We start from the raw sequence: 17,673 nt of genomic DNA on the forward strand, positions 1-17,673 counted from the left end.
GTCGGCGTCGAGCACCCGGTCGAGCGCGTCGGGGTGGCCGTCGACGCGCGCGCGCGCCGCCTCGGGGTGGGCCGCGAACCGCTCGGCGCCCGCGACCGCGACCCGGCCGCCCGCGCGGGTCACCCGCTCTATCACCCCCGCGAGGAGCGGGTGGGTACGCTCGACCGTCGAGTCGTCGAGGTCGGAGACGACGACACCCACGGTCAGGTCGCCCAGCCCCGCGGGGTCGGCGGTCGCCGCGGCCGCCCGTTCGGAGAGCGCCTCGACCGCCGCCGCGCCGCGGTCGGTACACGCCTCGGTCCCGCCGGCGTCCTGGATGGTGAGTTCGCGCACGGGGAGCCCCCGGTCGTCGACCGCCGCGGCCACGTCGCGGCTGCGCACCTTCTCACAGCCCAGGCCGACCACGAGCGTCCCGGCGACGTTGGGGTTGGAGGCGACGCCGACCAGCGCGCGCTTCGTCTGGTCGCTGTCGGCGCCCAACTGCCCGCAGCCGTGGTCGTGGGGCGCGGCGACCGCGTCGGGCGAGCGGTCGGCGATGCCCTCGGCGACGGTGTGCGAGCAGATGACCGACGGGAGCACCAGCACCCGGTTGCGCACGCCCAGCCGACCGTCCGGCCGGCGGTAGCCGTCGAACGTCCGCTCGCCGCGTTCCGCGCGCTCCGCGCTCACCGCTGGGCCTCCGTCCCGCTCGACTCGTTCCCGTTCGCTCCGTCCCCGTTCGCCGTTGCGGCCGCCACGTCGCCCCGGCCGCGCGCGCTCTCGCAGTTGTGGGTGTGGACCCACTCGCCCGCGCCGACGTCGCGGGTGACCCGGCCGATGGCCTCGCCGTACTTGTAGACGGTCGCACCCGCCGCGTGCGGTTCGAGCGCGAACTTGTGGCCGAACGGCACCTCCTCCGCGAGCGTGACCGTCCGGCCGTCGTAGTCGAGTTCGGTGCCCGCGGGGGCGTCTTCGAGCGCGGTCGCGACGGTGTCGTCGGCGTCGAGGACCAGGCCGACGCCGCCGACCACGACGCCCTTCACGCGCCCTCACCCTCGTTCGCCGCGAGTTCGTTCGGCTGAACCTCGGTGATGGCGAACTCCTCCATCCGGCGGCGCTCCGCGCCGGTCCGCCGCCCGTCGGCGACCGCGAGCAGTTCGTCGTACACCCGCGCGCCCGCCTCGCGGACCGACTCCTCGCCCTCGACGACGGTGCCCGCGTTCACGTCCATGTTGTCGGTCATCCGCTCGTACGTCTCGGGGTTGCCCGTCACCTTGAGCACCGGCGCGATGGGGTTGCCGGTCGTGCTCCCCCGGCCCGTGGTGAACGCGACCAGTTGCGCGCCGCCCGCCACCTTCCCGACGACGCTCTCGACGTCGTAGCCCGCAGTGTCCATCAGGACCAGCCCGCCCCCCACGGGGAGGGGTTCGGCGTAGTCGACCATCCCCCGAATCGGGGTGGTGCCGCCCTTCGAGATGGCGCCGAGGCTCTTCTCCTCGATGGTGGTGAGCCCGCCCTCCTGGTTACCGGGCGAGGGCTGGGCGCCCCGGAGGTCGACCCCCATCAGGTCCGCGGTCGCCTCGCGCTCTTCGACCCGGTCGAGCAGGCGCTCGCGGGTCTCCGCGTCGGCGCACCGCTCCGCGAGGACGTGTTCGGCGCCGATGAACTCGGGCGTCTCGCTGAAACTGGCGGTGCCGCCCGCCGCGACCAGTCGGTCGCACGCCTCGCCGACCGCCGGGTTGGCCGCGATGCCCGAGGTGGCGTCGCTGCCGCCGCACTCGACGCCGACGACGAGTTCGCCCGCGTCGGCGGTCTCGCGGCGCGCCTCGTCGGCGGCCGCCTTCAGGCCCGCGAGACGCTCCGCCCCGCGGTCGAGCGCCGCCCGCGTCCCGCCGGCGTCGCGGACCGACAGCGTCTCGACCGGCTTTCCGGTCTCGGCCACCCGGTCGGCCACCTCGTCGGCCGTCACGTCCTCGGTGCCGAACTCGACGACGAGGGCGGCGCCGACGTTCGGGTTGCGCCCCACGCCCGCGAGGACGCGCCGCGTCTGTTCGCGCGCCGGGTCGGGCTGGGTCGTCCCCATCTGGTGGGGGGTGGCCCGCGCCCACGCGCCCGCGTCGTCGGCGAGTCCGCGTGCGACGCTCGACGCCGCCACCGACGCCGGGAGGACGGCGACGTGGTTGCGGACGCCGACCCGGCCGTCCGCCCGCCGGTAGCCCGTGAACTCGTGGCTCGTATCCATCTACCGAGCGGTTCGGTAGCGCGGGTCATAGGCGTTTCGTCGGCGCCGTCCGCGGTCGGCCGCTCCGTCGTGTGACGGCCGTTCCGTCGCGGTCGGCCGACGGACTCTTCTCCGTCTCCCGTCGAGTTCCGTGTGCGATGACCCGACAGTTCACCGACGACGACCGCGGAAAGGACGTTCTGACCGCCGAGGGCGACCGGATCGGGACCGTGCGCGACGTCGACGGCGACCGGGCGACCGTCGACCGGGACGACGACGCGGCGCTCCCCGAGAAACTTCGCGAGATGCTCGGGTGGGACGACCACGCGTCGAACGAACTCCACGGCGACCACGTCGAGGAGGGAACCGCCGACGACCTCCGCCTCAAGTCGAACTGGTAGCCCGGCCGCACGACCCGCGCGCCGAAACGTTCTTTCTTCCGTCCGCCGAGAGCCGAGTCGTGTCTCCACCCACCGCGCTCGTGCTCGGCGAAACCCGCTTCCCGTTTCACGACCTCGACGACCTCGGCCCGGCGCTGGAGGCGGCGCTCGGCGACGCGGCCGACGCGACGCTCACCACCGACAAGGACGCGCTGACCGACCTCTCGGGGTACGACCTCGTGATAGACTACACCACCGACAGCACGCTCACCGACGACCAGCGGGAGGGACTGCTCGGCTTCGTCGCCGACGGCGGCGGCTACCTCGGCGTTCACTCCGCGTCCGACCTCACCAGCCTCGCCGACGGCGACGGCGGACTCGACCACCGCGACGACCCGTTCCCCGAACTCCGCGACCTCGTGGGGGGTCACTTCACGGGCCACCCCGAGCAGTCGACGTTCGGCGTCGACGTCGTCGACGACCACCCGGTGACCGAGGGGGTCGACGACTTCGAGGTGTACGACGAACCGTACGAGGTCGACGTGGACGACGACGTTCGGGTGCTCGCGCGGATGGACCACCCGGACCTGCCCGACCACCCCGTCGTCTGGGTGAAGCCGTACGGCGACGGCCGGGTGTGTTACGCCTCGCTCGGCCACACCGAAGACGCGTTCGAGACCGACTCCTACCGGCGGCTCCTGCGGAACGCCGTCGGCTGGGTCGCCGGCGCCTGAGCCGTCGGCGCGAGTCCGCACCCGGGGGTCCGCCCCCCGCTCTCGGGGTCTCGACGCCGCGGACTGTCCCGAGGTTTATCCTGCCCGCCCGCGTTCTCGGGGTATGGACTCGACCTCGACCGGCGTCCGGGCGACCGACCTGTCCGTGTTCGTGTTCGTGCTGGCGGCGATGCTGTCGGGAACGTGGCTCGCCGACCAGTTCGGGCCGGGGTGGACGCCGACGTACCTCGCCGTGACCGCGGCCGTCGCGGTCGGGTGGACCGTCTACCACCGCTACCGCATCGCCCCCCACTTCCGCCCGGACGACGACGCCGACGGCGACGACCCGCGCCCGGACGCGGCGGGTCGAGCGGGCGGGTCGCCCCCGTCGGACGCGTCCGACGCCGACCCCCGCCGCGGGCGGGAGACGGAGTCGGGGAGTAGCGAGTAGCGGTCGACGAGTAGGACGCCGGGTGAGACCGACCGCGAACCGGACGGACCGGGGAGCGGTCGGGCGGCTACTCGTCCGCGAAGTAGGGGATGATGGTCTCCTCGTAGTGGCGCACCGTCTCCTCGAAGTCGCCGACCGGGATCACGACGAGGTTGTCGACGCCCGCGTCGCGGAACGCCTCGACCCGTTCTATCGCGCGCTCGGGGTCGCCCGAGACGCTGATGGCGTCGACCGCCTCGTCGGGGATGCGTTCGGCGGCCGCCTCCAACTCGCTCAACTGGTCGTCGTCGAACGCCATCTGCCACATGACCGGCGTCTCCTCGGCCACCTCCTCGTACCCCATCTCGGCGAGCAGCGGCGGCCGGAGCGCGAGGTTGGTCCGGTTGCGCGCGATGGACGCCTCGCGGGCGGCGTCGCCGTCGTCGGCGACGGTGGTGGGGACCATCACCGCGCAATCGAGGTCGGCGGGGTCGCGTCCGCGGTCTTCGGCCACGTTCAGGACGTGTTGGAGGTCCCGCTCGTACACCTCCGGGGAGTACACCCACGGGAACCAGCCGTCCGCGACCGCGCCGGTCAGCCCGCGCATGCTCCGGCCGTAGCCGCCGACCCACAGCGGCGGCCGGGGCTCCTGGACGGGCTTCAACCCGAGGTGGGCGTCGTCGAGTTCGAAGTACTCGCCCGCGAACGACAGCGGGTCGGCCGCCGTCGACGCCCACAGCCCGTCGACCACCGACACCGCCTCGCGGAACCGGGTGTACGGGTCGTCCCAGTCGATGTCGCGGATGGGCGCGAAGTTGAACGCCTCGCCCGCGCCGATACCCAGGCCCGCGCGGCCGTCGGTCATCCGGTCGAGCGTCGCGGTGACGTGCGCGAGTTCGCTCGGGTGACGCCGCACCGAGTCGCTCACGCCGGGCATCAGCAGCGCCTCGTCGGTCCGCTGTGCGATCGCACCCAGCACCGAGAACGCCTCCCAGGCGGGTTCGGTGAGGTACTCCTCGGAGTCGGTCGGGTGGAACAGGTGGTCGGGGACGGTGATGGTGTCGAACCCCGCCCGCTCCGCGCGGACCGCGTGGTCGACCGCCGCCCCGACGTCGCCGTACGTGGCCACTTGACAGCCGAACGTCAGCCCCTCCGCGCGCGTGTCGGTCATCGTCCGCCGTCTCGACCGCCCGGAGTAAATAGCTACCCGCGTCCCGCGGGGGCGTCTACCCCTGGAGGACGTTCGCGTCGAGGTCGTAGTCGCCGAAGTAGTCGCGTTCGGTCTCGACCAGTTCGGCGAACAGTTCGCGCGCCTCGTCGCGCTGGATCGTCACCAGCGGTTCCGCGAGGAACGCCTGAAACGCCAGGTCGAGGTCGCCCGTGAAGCCCGCCTCGATGAGCGTCTCCTGGTTGGTGACGTGTCGGTCGACCAGCGTGCGGACCTGCTCGGGGAGGTCGCCCGCAGACAGCGGCGTCACGCCGCTACCGGTGAGCATGGCGTTCGTCTCGACGACCGCGCCCTCCGGGAGGTTCGCGACCTGGCCCTCGTTGGGGTAGTTGAGGTGGGTGACGAACGGCTCCTCGCCGAGGAGTGCACGCATGATATCGACCGCCTCCTCGCCCGAGTCGTGGAACTCGAACTCCTCGTCGCCCGAGAGGTACTCCTCCATCTCGTCGGGACCCTCGTCGTCGCCGACGCGCGCGGAACTCGGCGTGAGTCGGATCCCCCACCGCTGGACCTCCTCGGGTTCGTCGATGTCGAGGTACCAGGGGACGAACTCGGCGAGGTGGCGGTCGCCCGCCGCGCCCAAGAGCCCGAACCGGTCGTAGAAGTCGAACGCGATCTGTTGGTTGTTGACCCAGTAGGACTCGCCGTCCATGTCGCCCGGTTCGAACCCCGGGAGGGGTTTCCGGCGTTCGAGTTCCTCGTCGAGGTACTCGAAGAGGTCGTGGTCGCGCCAGTGCGCCTCGTCGACGAACGTGAAGTGGTTGATCCCCTTGACCTGGACCTCGACGTCGTCGCGGCTCACGTCGTCGGCGCCGTCGACGTACCGCTCGGCCATCTCCGCGAACAGTTCCTGCGTCTTGAACACCTCGTGACACAGGCCGATCGCGTTGATGTCGGGGTACTCCTCGTAGAGCGCCCGGGTGCACACCGTCATCGGGTTGGTGTAGTTGATCACCCACGCGTCGGGACACCGCTCGCGGACGGTCGCCGCGATGTCGCGGTACTGCGGAATCGCGCGGAGCGCCCGCACCGCCCCGCCGGGACCGACGGTGTCGGCGACGGGCTGGTAGATGCCGTACTCCTCGGGGAGGTCGATGTCGTGTGCGAACGTCTCCTCGGGGGGGTCTTGGGTCGAACAGACGACGAAGTCGGCGCCCTCCAGGGCGTCGCCCATCTCCTCGTACGCCTCGAACGTCCAGTCGCCGACCGCCTCGTCGCGGTCGGTCACCTGGTTGCCCAACTCGGCGTTACGCGCCGCCGCGTCGTGGTCCACGTCGTACAGCGCCACCTCGCCCGCCAGATCCGGACACTGCGCGAGGTCGTTGATCAGCGTGTGCGCCCACCCCTGACTGCCGCCGCCGACGTACCCCAACTTCACCGTCCGGGTCCGACCCGTCGGCTCTCGCTCCTGCTCGTGCTCCGTGAGCTGATACATGTGGTGCGTGCTACCGAAGCGGGCGACAAATAGCTGCTGTTGTCGGTCGGGTTCGCCGGTCCGCGCCGCGCCGGGCGGGCGGGTCGAACCCCACCGGGGCGCGTGCGTCGCGGCTTCGGACGCCGGCGCTCGGACGCCGGCGCTACCGCGTCCGACGACGCGGACGCACGCTCACGCCTCCTCGGGCGGGGCGTCCCACTCCGCGCCGTCGTCCTGCGGCGAGTAGCCCAGCCGCGCGCGGGCGTGTTCGAGGTCGTACCACCGGGTCCGGTTGTCGCTGACGCCCGAGAAGATGCCGAACTCCACGTCGTCGTCGTCGAGACAGCAGTCGACCAGGTGCGCGAAGTCGCGCCGGGACTGCCACATCGCCTTCATCCGCGCGACCCACTCGTCGTACTCGTCGCTGTCGCGTTCGAACTCCCCCTCCTCGACCCGCTGTTCGGCGTCGCCGTACGGGTGGTCGTACTCCGGGCCGTTGACCGTACAGATCCGGAGCGCGTAGAACCGCGTCGGGAACGCCTCCGCCTCGACGTAGTAGCGGCCGAGGTCCTCGCCGAAGCTCTTGGAGGCGCCGTAGTAGGAGTCCGGCCGGACCGGGTCGGTGTGGTCGAGCACCAGGTCGCTCTCCGCCGAGTAGAGCTCCGGTGCGAACTCCTCCTCGTACAGCCCCATCACGTGGTTGGTCGACCCGAACACGAACGACTCCACCTCGTTTTCGCGTGCGGCTTCGAGCGCGTTGTACATCCCGACGACGTTGGGCTCGAACACGTCGCTCCACGACCCGCTCGCGTGGGGGTACGCCGCGAGGTGGACGATGGCGTCGCGGCCCTCGGCGGCCGCCGTCAGCGCCTCCTTGTCGGCGACGTCGCCCACGACGGTGTCGTAGCCGCCGTACGGGTGGTCGTCGTCGCGGTCCGAGCGGTTGTAGTAGGTGAACTCGTACTCCTCGCGGTCGTGGAGGTGGTCGATGATCGCGGTGCCGCAGCGTCCGTACGCGCCCGTCACCAGCACGTCAGTGGCCATACGGGCAACGCGGCGACCAGCGGTAAAACGGTTCCGTCCGCGCCCGTCGGGTTCGACGGTCGCTCGGGGCGCACTCGGGCGGTTCGGGCGCCCTCTCAGCGCGTGGCGACGGTCACGAACCCGTCGAAGTCGAGCACGACCTGCTGGGCGGTGTCGCCGAACAGCGCCTTCCCGGTGGGCGAGCGCTTCCGCCCGGTGACGTACACGTGGTCACAGTCCCGCTCGGCGGCGGCGTCGAGGATGGCGTCGGCGGGGTCGCCGTCGGTCACGACGCTCATCGTCTCGTAGTCGACGTCGCCGTCCACCTCGGCGAACGCCTCCTCGGCCGCGTCGGCCACGAACCGCGAGACCACGTCGCGCGCCTCGCTCGCGTCGAACGACCCCCCCATCGCGTCGCTCATCGACTGGAGCGTCTCGGCGTTCTGTTCTACCTCGTCACGCGTCACCCACGCCAGCAGGACCAGCGGGCGGCCGGTGCCCGCGGCCGTCCGCCCCGCCTCGCGGAGCAGTCGCTCGTTCGCGTCGTCGGAGTCGTCGTCGTCGATAGCCACCAGTGCGGGTTGCATACCGGGCGATGGTGGCTCTCGTAGATAAAAGTACGGCGGACCGCGGGGGCGCGGACGGACCGCGGCAGGGGACGACCGACGCCCGGGCCGCCGTCGCCGCCGACACTCAGCCGTCGGCGCGGTAGCGCTCGACCGCCTCCTCGTCCACCTCGACCCCGATACCGGGGTCGGTCGGCACGGTCACCTCGCCGCCGCTCGGGTCGATGGGCGACGCCAGTATCTCCTCGCGCAGCGGGTTGTCGCTCCGGTCGAACTCGACCAGCATCGGCTCGGGCACGTGCCGGACGTGGGGGTAGTCGTCGACGCTCGCGGCGAACTGGACCGCCGCCGCCAGCCCGACCGCGCTGTTCCAGACGTGCGGGCGGACGGCGACGTTCTCGGTGGTCGCCATGTCGGCGATCCGCCGCGCCTCCGAGAGGCCGCCGCAGCGGCCGAGGTTGGGCTGGACCACGTCGACCGTCCGGTCGTCGATCAGCCGCTTGAACGCGAACCGGCCGTAGTGGGCCTCCCCCGCCGCGATCGGCACGTCGGTCCGCGACTTCACCTCGCGGTAGCCCGAGTAGTTCTCCGGCGGCACCGGCTCCTCCACCCACGCGACGTCGAACTCCTCCAGCGCCTTGATCGTCTCGATCGCCTGCCGCGGCCGGTAGTTGCCGTTGATGTCGACCATCAGCCGGCCGTCGTCGCCGAGGGTCTCCCGGGCGATCCGGGCGCGGCGCACGTCCTCGTCGGTCCCGCTGCCGATCTTGATCTTGACCGCGTCGAACCCCTCGTCGACGGCCGCTCGGACCTGTTCGGCGGCGTCGTCCTCCCCCTCGGTGAAGTACATCGTGGAGGCGTACGCCGTCAGCGTCTCGCGGCGGCCGCCGCCGAGCAGGCGGTAGGCGGGTTCGCCGGCCTCCTTCCCGCGGAGGTCCCACAGCGCCACGTCGATGCCGCTGAGCGCGCTCTGGACGAATGCGCTCGCGCCGAAGTGGTACGGGTCGGTGTACGACTCGGCCGCCAGCCCCTCGGCGTCGAGCGGGTCCATCCCGACGACGGCGTCGCGGAAGAACTCGTCGACGACGGGCGCGACGACGCTGCCGGGCGCGAACGCCTCGCCCCACCCGACTTGCCCGTCGGCGGTCTCGACCCGGAGGAGGCTGGTGGAGCGCGACCGACCGAACCCGCGGGCGTCGCCCAGTCCCTCGCCCTCGGGGAGCGTGTGTGCGATCGGTATCACCTCGACGTCGGTTACTCGCATGGCGGATCCGGCGGCGAGCGACGGGATATAGCTTGCGCTGCCCGTGTGCCGTCCGTGCGCCGTCCGCGCACTGTCCGCGCGCCGCCCGCGTCGACCCTCGCCGGGTGCCGTCGCTCCGCCACCCGGCGCTCGCGGACTCTACTCCTAAGTTTTATACTGATTTACTATTATGATTAGGCGGCGGTTTCGATGAATCACGACAGACGCACGCTCTTACGAGCACTCGGAGCGGCGGGTATCGGCGCCGGCGCGTTCGCCGGGAACGCGGCCGCGGACGACGGCGGAACGGAGTCGGACGGCGGTGGACCAGGAGAGTCGGACGGCGGCGGAGCGAGCGAGTCCGGCGGCTCCGGAGCGGGGTCGTACTTCGACCCCAGCGACGGGTTCGCCGACGCCGCGCCGTGGCTCGACGACGACACGCCGGTGTACAGGGTGACGGAACCGACGCGGGAGGCGTTCGAGGAGGCGGTCAACCGGAGCGGTCCGCGGGTCGTCGTGTTCGAGACGAGCGGCACCGTCGACCTGGGCGCGGAGCGACTCACCATCGAGGAGGACGGACTCTACCTCGCGGGCCAGACGGCGCCCTCGCCGGGGGTCACGCTGATCCGCGGCGGGGTGTGGGTCGACGCGAACGACTGTCTCCTCCGGCACGTCCGGGTGCGCCCGGGCGACGCCGGCCAGGAGGAGGGGTGGATCCCCGACGGCATCCGGACCGCGGACGGCACCGAGAACAACGTGATCGACCACTGTTCGATCACGTGGGCGGTCGACGAGAACGGCTCGCCCGGCTACGACTCGGTGGACACCACCTACTCCAACTGCATCATGGCGGAGGGGCTGGCGGACTCGACCCACCCGAAGGGGACCCACTCGTACGGGACGCTCGTCGGCGACGGGTCGACCGGAGTCGCCCTGCTGGGGAACGTCTGGGCGCACAACATCGGGCGCAACCCCCGGCTGAAAGCCGAGACGGCCAGCGCCGTCGTGAACAACGTGATGTACCACTACGACGAGGCGACCAACGTCGACGACTCGACGGTGGCGAGCATCGTCGCCAACTCCTACCTCCGGGTCGACGACGGCGACTACAACATCGAGGGCGGCAGCGCCGAGGCGTACATCGCGGACAACGTCACCGACCCCGAGACGCCGATGGTCGGTCCCGACCTGATACAGGTCGACGAGCCGCCGGTGTGGCCCGAGGGGCTTGAGCCGCTGTCGGCGGAGGCGGCCGAGGACCACGCGCTCGCGTACGCGGGCGCGCGGCCGGCCGACCGGACCGCCAACGACCGCCGGGTGATCAGCGACGTGCGGACGTTCGGCGGCGAGTGGATCGACAGCCAGGAGGCGGTCGGCGGCTACCCCGACCTCGCGGTCAACACCCGCTCGCTGGACGTCCCCGAGTCGGGGCTCGCGGAGTGGCTCGAATCCCACGCGGTCCGGGTCGAGCAAGCGCAGGTGGAGTACTACCAGGTCGACTTCCTCGGGGGCGAGCCGATAGAGGAGTTGGGCGAGGACGGCCTGTACGCAGACCAGGACCGGCTGATGCGGTTCGCGCGCGGCACGCCCGCCGACGGCATCGTCGACCGCGGGTCGGCGTGGGCCAGCGCGGAGCTCCGGAACTGCCTCGACTACGGCCACATCGTCAGCCACGACGACGGCGCGTCGGCGCACGTCCACTTCACCGTCGCCGACGACTGCGAGGGGGTGGTCCTGTCGCTGGCTGTCCACTCCGCGCCCACCGACGAGTTCTCGGTGGACACCGTCGACCAGCAGGAACTCCTCTCCGCGACGACCGGCACGTACGGCCCGGGCGACCACTCGATCCGGGTCGACCTGCCGAGCGAGCACTGACGCCGTCGCCCTCGGTGCCGGCCGGCGGCGTTTGAGGGAGCGAGGGTCCGCGGGTCGCCGCCCCCCGTTCGGACCTACTCGCCGTCGTAGTGGAACTCCGTCCAGGGACCCTCCTCGAACGGGTAGTCGTCCACCACGTCGAGGTCCACCTCGATCCCGAGACCCGGCCCGTCGGGGACGGTCAGTCGGCCGTCTTCGACCGACGGCTCGCCGTCGAGGATGTCGAACGCGAGGTCGAACGGGTACATCCCCGGGTCGGGGTCGTCGCCCGCATCGAGCACGGGGTCGTCCTCGAAGACGGGGTACTCCAGCAGCGAGACGTCGGGCGCGGCGGCGACCAGGTGGGCGTTCGCGAGCAGGCCCACCCACGTCCCGAAGTTGTGCGGGACGAACTCCACGTCGCGGCCGTCACAGAACTCGACCGCGGGGCGACAGCCCGTGTAGCCGTGGTGGTGACGCACGTCGCCCTGGAGGAAGTCGACCGCGCCCGTCTCGCCGAGTTCGACCAGCCCCTCGGGCGTGGGTTCGCTCTCGCCGCCCGCGAGCGGCGCGCCCGTCCCCGCGAGGTCGCGGTAGCCGTCGCGGTCGTCGGGCGCGACGGGTTCCTCCACCCAGTAGCAGCCGCGGTCGGCGGCGTGCGAGACGATGTCTCGAACCGTCTCGCGGTCGTAGCCGTCGCGGATCTTCCACCACGTGTGGACGTCGAGCATCACCTCCATCCCGTCGGTCGCCTCCGCGAGCAGGTCGACCGTCCGCTCGTCGCCGTCGGGACCGATGCCGGGGCGGTACTTGTAGCCGAAGAACCCCAGTTCTTCGAGGGTCTCTGCCTGCTCGGCGTACCCCTCCGGCTCCATGTACATCCCCGCGCTGGCGTACAGCGGCATCTCGCGGGTCGGCTCCGTGTCGTACTCCTCACAGAGGAGTTCGTAGATGGGCGCGCCCGCCTCCTTCCCGCGGAGGTCCCACAGCGCGACGTCGACCGCGGAGCGGGCCTCGGCGTGGAGCCGTTCGGGCAGGTTCAGGTCGCCGATCGGGTCGGCGGCGTCCGCCGGTTCGTCTATCGTCTCGCCTTCGAGCGCGTCGGCCACCTCGTCGTCGACCACGTCCGCGAACGTTCCCTGCGAGTCGCCCTCGAAGTACTCGCGCATGGCCGAACTGCTCGCGCCGGCGGTGGCGACGCCGCGGTCGCCGCCGGCCGTCTCGACGACCACGAGTACGACGTCCCGCTTCAACAGGCGTCTGACCCCGCCGTGGAACCGGCGCTCCTGGGGCGGGTCGATCGGCGACGAGAGCGCGTGACCGCTGACGTTCGTGATCCGCATACGCTCGGAGTTCCCCCCCAGGAGCATAAGTCCGGGGATGGGTCAGTTCGACGGCGTACGGGTCGGCCGGGGACGCGCGACCGGCCGAGCCTACGCGAACACGTCGTCGGCGAACGGGTACAGTTCCGAGAGGTCGACCCGCTCGTCCCGCCGGCCGGACTCGTAGGCGGCGAGCGTCACCAGCGCCGCCTTCAGCCCGTCGCGGGCGGTCGCCGGCGGCGCCTCGCCCGTCTCGACGGCGTCGAGGAACGCGGTCCCCTTGCTCAGCCGGCGCTCGTACCCCTGGTAGGGTCGGTGTTCGGTCCCCTCGTCGTCGATGACGAACCCGGTGCGGTCGTCCCACTCCTGCCCTTCGAGGTACACCGCGCCCTCCTCGTCCCAGATGTGGACGTGTTCGCGCGTGCGCGCGACGACGCCGGTGTCGGAGACGTTCGCGACGGCGCCCTCCTCGAACTGGATCGTGGTCGACGACTGCTTGTCGAACACCTCCTCGTCGTCGTGGAAGTCGACGTAGGCGTCGACGCGGGTCGGGGTCAGCCCCGTCGTCCAGAGGATGGCGTCGACGACGTGCGTGCCGACGTTGAGGAGGTGGCCGCCGCCCGAGAGTTCGGGGTCCATCCGCCAGTCGTCCATCGTCTCGTAGTACGACCGCCAGTCGTGGGTGATCTCGCCGGTGACGAACCGCGGCTCGCGGTCGCCCTCCGCCCACCGCTCGCGGGCGAGACCGTACGCGGGGTTGAGGTGGCGCTGGTAGCCCACCATGAACGTCCGGTCGCTCGCCTCCGCCTGCTGGGTGAGGTCGTACGCCTCGCGGGCGTCGGTCGCGAGCGGCTTCTCACACAGCACGTGCAACTCGCGGTCGAGCGCCGCCGTCGCCTGCTCGTAGTGGAGGCCGTTCGGCGTGGCGATGGCGACGGCGTCGAGCGGTGCCGCGTCGAGCATCGTCTCGTACGACTCGTAGCGCGACTCGGCGGGCACGCCGAGTTCCTCGCCCGCGGCCGCCAGCCCCTCGGGGTCGACGTCCGAGAGGGCGACGAGTTCCGACCCCGCGAGTTCGACGAACTGCCGGCCGAGCCTGATCCCGATGCTGCCGACCCCGACGAGACCGACCGCGACGGTGGACGGGTCTGTCTGGTGTGTCATGTGGCTGGCTGCGGCTACGGAGATCGGTCCCATAACTGTTGTCGTCGGCGAAACGGCCCCCGCGGCGTCGACGCGGCGCGCCCGCCGCGTTTATACCCGGACTGCCCGACCGTCCACACGATGGTCGACGACACGTTCGAGATCGGCGGCGAAGACGAGGTGCACCGACTGGGATTCGGCGCGATGAGCCTCGCGGGGTCGGGGAACTTGGGCTGGACCGACGACGTGGAGGCGGCGAGACGCGTCGTCGAGCGCGCGGTCGACTCGGGGGTGGACTTCGTCGACACCGCGGACATGTACGGCAACGGGTCGAGCGAACTCGTGGTCGGCGAGGCGGTGGACGCCTCGCGCGACGACCTGGTGGTCGCGACCAAGGGCGGCATCTGCAAACAGCCCGACGGCGACACCGTGCTCAACGGCTCGCCGGCGTACCTCAAGAACGCCGCGCTCCGGAGCCGCGTTCGGCTCCGGGTCGACGAGATAGACCTCTACCAGTACCACCGCCCCGACCCGCACGTCCCGTTCGTGGAGTCGGTGCGCGCGCTCGCGGAACTCCGGGACGACGGGGTGGTCCGCCACGTCGGACTCAGCAACGTCACCGTCGACCAACTCGAAGCCGCGCGCGACGTGGTCGAGGTGGCGACCGTCCAAAACGAGTACAGCCTGACGAACCGCGACGACGAGGAACTGCTGGAGTACTGCGAGTCGAACGGGATCGGGTTCGTCCCCTACTCGCCGCTCGACAAGGCCGACCTCGACGCGCGCGCGGAGGCGCTCGACGAGGTGGCGGCGGCCCACGACGCCTCGCGCTACCAGGTCGCGCTCGCGTGGCTGCTCCACCGCTCGCCGGTGTTGCTCCCGATCCCGGGGACGGCGAGCGTCGACCACCTCGAGGAGAACCTCGCGGCGGCCGACATCGACCTCTCGGACGACGAACTCGACCGGCTGGCGTAACCCGTCGACCCGGCACCCGCGTCGGCGGTCGCCCCCGTTTCGACGCGGTCGGCCCCCGCGAGGGACGAAGGTTTATGCCGATACACATGGATCCGTGGGTATGCCACTTTCCGACGACGGGGTGCGCGAGCACCTGCGCGGCGTCGCGGCCGGGCTCCTCACCCCCTTCGACGGGGATTCCGAGATCCAGCACGCGAAGATCCAGGAGAACGCGGACGCGCTCTACGATTCGGGCATCGGGACGTTCCTCGCGGCGGCCAACATCAGCGAGTACCACTCGCTCTCCCGGGAGGAGCGCGTCGACGTGACGGAGTCGGCGGTCGACACGCTCCCCTCGGACGCGTGCGTCCTCGCGGGTGTCGGCGGCAGCACCGCGGAGGCGCGCGAACTCATCCGCGCGTACGACCGGGTCGGCGTCGACGGCATGATGGTCATGCCGCCCGACCACTCGTACATCCACGAGGAGGGGCTGATCCGCTACTACGAGAAACTCGACGCGGCGACGGAGACGCCGCTGGTGCCGTACGTCAAGGGGTTCGACCCCTCGGTGCGCTACCTGCGGAACCTGACGCACGTCGACGGCGTGGTCGGCATCAAGTACGCCATCGAGGACGCGGTGAAACTCGGCGCGGCCGTCCCCGGGTCGGCCGACGACGTGGTGTGGGTCGACGGTCTCGCCGAACCGTTCGCGCCGTCGTTCTGGGCCGAGGGCGCCGAGGGGTTCTCCGCGGGCGTGAGCAACTTCCGCCCCGAGGTGGGGCTGGCGCTGTTCGACGCGCTCTCGAACGAGGAGTGGGAACGCGCACGCGAGATCCGCAACGTCGCGCTCCCCTACCAGAACCTCCGGGAGGGAACCGGCGAGGGGAACACCATCGCCAACGCGATCAGCGTCCCCGTCGTGAAGAAGGGGCTCGAACTCGCGGGTCTCAACGGCGGTGCGGTGCGTGAACCGATCCAGGGGCTCTCGGAGGCGGACGAGCGGCGCGCCGAGGAACTGTACGACCAACTCGACGACGACATCGAGCGGGTCATCGGCTGAACCGGCTCCCGACTCCGGTACCGACTCGACGGGGTGGACGGACACGAACGCGGCGTCGGTCGCGCCGGGACCGCACAACGCTTATTGAGCGACGACCCGCCCAACGGGTATGTTCGAGACGTTCGACGCGGAGGCGACAGCCGACGCCACGCACCCGCCCGCGTGGGCGCGGGAGCAACGCGACGTGTTCGACCTGCTGGCGGACGCCCGCGACCGCCTGCTCGACGACTACGTCGACGCCGACGGCACCCCGCTCTGGCCGCCGGACGACCACGTCGGCGTCGACGGGTTCGACGACGTGATAGAGGGGTTCTACAACTGGCCGCTGGTGTACGCGATGGGCGGCGACCGGGCGTTCCTCGACGAGTCCCGCCGGGTGTACGAGGCCGCCTTGGAGCGCGGCGCCGACACGCCGACCCCGTTCGGCCACCCGATGGTGGTCGACGAGTTCGAGCAGTGCCGCGACTGGTTCCACCTCGGCGAGGGGAACCTCTACACGTACAACATGGGGCTCGCCGCGCCCGGCGACGAGGCGGTGCGCGAACGCGCCGAGCGGTTCGCGGGGCTGTACTTCGGCGACCACCCCGCGGACAACTACGACGCCGACCGACGGCTGGTCCGCGGGCCGATGAACGGGAGTATGGGACCGGAGTTCTGCGACTTCTCGGCGTACGACCACCACCCGTACGGCGCGGAGTACCGCTGGGCGCGTCACGGCCTGCCGTGGCGCGACCTGGAGTTCGACGAGGCGGCGGACCTGCTCGACCCGGACAACGAGGAACGGCTGTTCGAGGTGTTGAACGAGCGGTGTGCGGCGGGCGACATCCCGCTCAACCTCAACGTCACGAGCCTGATGACGAACGCGTACCTCCACACCGGCGACGACCGCTACCGCGAGTGGGTCACCGACTACCTGGCGGCGTGGCGCGAGCGGACCGCCGACAACGGCGGGCTGATACCCGACAACGTCGGCCGGTCGGGTGAGATCGGCGAGCACCTCGACGGCTCGTGGTTCGGCGGCTACTACGGCTGGTCGTGGGGCGGGTGGCACTACGTCGGCATCGGCCCGACCGTCGCCGCCGAGAACGCCGTCCTCCTGGAGGGCGACCGCGAGTACCTGGAGTTCCCCCGGTCGCAACTCGACCGGCTGATCGACGCGGGTATCGAGGTGCCCGAAGACGACGTACACAGCACGCTGTACGTCCCCCACAAGTACGGCGCGCCCGGCGACTACCACTACGACGCGTCGGGGGGCGTCCTCACCGAGGACGACGGCGAGGTGCTCCACCGGGACGGCTGGTACGAGTTCAAACCCCACCAGGACGACCCGTACGCGGTCCACCTCTGGTACGTCTCTCAGACGGAGGCGGACCGCGAGCGGGTGCGCCGACTCCGCGACTGGGGGGCGCGCGACTGGAAGCGGGTCGACCCCCGCGCGTCGAACAAACACGGCGACGGCCACGAGTACGCCTGGCTGGCGTACCTCGACGGCGAGTTCCCCGACTACCCCGAGCGGATCCTCGACGCGACCCGCGAGCACGTCGGCGAGCGCCTCGACCTGATGGACGCCGAGGGCGGCGAGCCGACGACCGTCGACGAGGACTACCTCCGCGACCGCAACCCGGTGTTCCACAAGCCGCTGCTCCAGCTCACGATGGGGGCGCCCCAGCCCGTCTACTACGGCGGGCTGGTGATGGCGCAGGTCCGCCACTTCGACCCCGAGCGCGAGCGCCCTGGTCTCCCGCCGGGGGTGGCGGCGCTCGTCGAGGACGTGTCGGCCGAGGGGGTGGAGCTGACGCTCGTCAACTGCGGCGGGCGCGACCGCGACCTGTTGGTCCAGGCGGGCGCGTACGGCGAACACCGGTTCGGGTCGGTCACCCTCGACGGCGGGCGGGCGACCGGCGGACCCGAGAGCGGCGGTGAGACCGGGAGCCGGACCGACAGAGGGGAGGGCGCGGACGCGCTCCGGGTCGTACTTCCCGCGGGGAGTCGGCTGTCGGTCCGCGCGGCGCTCGACCGGTTCGTCGACGACCCGACGTACGCGTTCCCCTGGGACCGAGCGGACGGACGGACGGCGGCGGACGGGGAGTGAGGAGGGGAGAGCGACCGCCGGGGCCGACCGGATCGGTCCGCCCCGACCGGG

General features: G+C 71.5%; 17 protein-coding genes. 7 read left to right on the plus strand and 10 right to left on the minus strand.

Features of this window, described 5'->3' with window-relative positions:
- The 3 genes from K933_RS15520 to K933_RS15530 all read right to left on the minus strand — a co-directional run.
- A partial coding sequence (locus K933_RS15520) for a UxaA family hydrolase (RefSeq protein ID WP_023395701.1) occupies positions 1-669 on the minus strand: 669 nt, incomplete at its 3' end.
- A complete protein-coding gene (locus tag K933_RS15525; RefSeq protein ID WP_023395702.1) occupies positions 666-1,022 on the minus strand; it encodes a UxaA family hydrolase in 357 nt (118 codons plus the stop codon). The genes K933_RS15520 and K933_RS15525, both read right to left, overlap by 4 nt.
- Entirely contained in the window at positions 1,019-2,221 is a 1,203-nt protein-coding gene (locus K933_RS15530) for a UxaA family hydrolase (RefSeq protein ID WP_023395703.1), read from the minus strand. The genes K933_RS15525 and K933_RS15530 overlap by 4 nt, the downstream gene beginning before the upstream one ends.
- Before the next feature lie 137 nt (positions 2,222-2,358).
- On the opposite strand from K933_RS15530, the gene K933_RS15535 reads away from it, so the two are divergent.
- The 3 genes from K933_RS15535 (at position 2,359) to K933_RS15545 (ending at position 3,744) form a co-directional block, all read left to right on the plus strand.
- Positions 2,359-2,601 carry a hypothetical protein gene (locus K933_RS15535; RefSeq protein ID WP_049947939.1) on the plus strand — a complete coding sequence of 81 codons (243 nt, stop codon included), beginning with the start codon at positions 2,359-2,361 and terminating at the stop codon, positions 2,599-2,601.
- Positions 2,602-2,660: 59 nt separating this feature from the next.
- Positions 2,661-3,314, plus strand: coding sequence for a ThuA domain-containing protein (locus K933_RS15540; protein ID WP_049947940.1), 654 nt, complete (start codon positions 2,661-2,663; stop codon positions 3,312-3,314).
- A gap of 103 nt (positions 3,315-3,417) precedes the next feature.
- Positions 3,418-3,744, plus strand: a complete 327-nt coding sequence (locus K933_RS15545) for a hypothetical protein (RefSeq protein WP_023395706.1) — start codon at positions 3,418-3,420, stop codon at positions 3,742-3,744.
- A gap of 67 nt (positions 3,745-3,811) precedes the next feature.
- On the opposite strand, the gene K933_RS15550 is transcribed toward K933_RS15545, so the two are convergent.
- From K933_RS15550 to K933_RS15570, 5 genes are all read right to left on the minus strand, one after another.
- Positions 3,812-4,894 (minus strand): LLM class flavin-dependent oxidoreductase, encoded by a 1,083-nt coding sequence (locus K933_RS15550; protein WP_023395707.1) that lies wholly within the window; start codon positions 4,892-4,894, stop codon positions 3,812-3,814.
- Between the two features lie 55 nt (positions 4,895-4,949).
- Positions 4,950-6,386 (minus strand): family 4 glycosyl hydrolase, encoded by a 1,437-nt coding sequence (locus tag K933_RS15555; protein WP_023395708.1) that lies wholly within the window; start codon positions 6,384-6,386, stop codon positions 4,950-4,952.
- A gap of 171 nt (positions 6,387-6,557) precedes the next feature.
- Positions 6,558-7,409 carry an NAD-dependent epimerase/dehydratase family protein gene (locus tag K933_RS15560; protein ID WP_023395709.1) on the minus strand — a complete coding sequence of 284 codons (852 nt, stop codon included), beginning with the start codon at positions 7,407-7,409 and terminating at the stop codon, positions 6,558-6,560.
- Between the two features lie 95 nt (positions 7,410-7,504).
- Positions 7,505-7,975, minus strand: a complete 471-nt coding sequence (locus K933_RS15565) for a universal stress protein (protein WP_023395710.1) — start codon at positions 7,973-7,975, stop codon at positions 7,505-7,507.
- 106 nt (positions 7,976-8,081) lie between these two features.
- Positions 8,082-9,218: a mandelate racemase/muconate lactonizing enzyme family protein gene (locus K933_RS15570; RefSeq protein ID WP_023395711.1), complete on the minus strand. Its 1,137-nt coding sequence runs from the start codon at positions 9,216-9,218 to the stop codon at positions 8,082-8,084.
- 189 nt (positions 9,219-9,407) lie between these two features.
- On the opposite strand from K933_RS15570, the gene K933_RS15575 reads away from it, so the two are divergent.
- On the plus strand, positions 9,408-11,072 hold the full coding sequence (locus K933_RS15575; protein WP_023395712.1) for a pectate lyase family protein: 1,665 nt from the start codon (positions 9,408-9,410) through the stop codon (positions 11,070-11,072).
- Positions 11,073-11,146: 74 nt separating this feature from the next.
- On the opposite strand, the gene K933_RS15580 is transcribed toward K933_RS15575, so the two are convergent.
- On the minus strand, positions 11,147-12,394 hold the full coding sequence (locus K933_RS15580; protein ID WP_049947941.1) for a mandelate racemase/muconate lactonizing enzyme family protein: 1,248 nt from the start codon (positions 12,392-12,394) through the stop codon (positions 11,147-11,149).
- Between the two features lie 90 nt (positions 12,395-12,484).
- The gene (locus K933_RS15585) at positions 12,485-13,537 is read right to left on the minus strand and encodes a Gfo/Idh/MocA family protein (protein ID WP_023395714.1); all 1,053 of its coding nucleotides are present in this window, start codon (positions 13,535-13,537) and stop codon (positions 12,485-12,487) included.
- 120 nt (positions 13,538-13,657) lie between these two features.
- On the opposite strand from K933_RS15585, the gene K933_RS15590 reads away from it, so the two are divergent.
- From K933_RS15590 to K933_RS15600, 3 genes are all read left to right on the plus strand, one after another.
- Positions 13,658-14,491 (plus strand): aldo/keto reductase, encoded by an 834-nt coding sequence (locus K933_RS15590; protein WP_023395715.1) that lies wholly within the window; start codon positions 13,658-13,660, stop codon positions 14,489-14,491.
- A 100-nt stretch (positions 14,492-14,591) separates the two neighbouring features.
- Positions 14,592-15,530, plus strand: a complete 939-nt coding sequence (locus K933_RS15595; RefSeq protein ID WP_049947942.1) for a dihydrodipicolinate synthase family protein — start codon at positions 14,592-14,594, stop codon at positions 15,528-15,530.
- A gap of 109 nt (positions 15,531-15,639) precedes the next feature.
- Positions 15,640-17,622 carry a hypothetical protein gene (locus K933_RS15600; RefSeq protein ID WP_023395717.1) on the plus strand — a complete coding sequence of 661 codons (1,983 nt, stop codon included), beginning with the start codon at positions 15,640-15,642 and terminating at the stop codon, positions 17,620-17,622.
- Positions 17,623-17,673 lie beyond the last annotated feature (51 nt).

Source organism: Candidatus Halobonum tyrrellensis G22 (assembly GCF_000495475.1).
GTDB lineage: Archaea > Halobacteriota > Halobacteria > Halobacteriales > Haloferacaceae > Halobonum > Halobonum tyrrellense.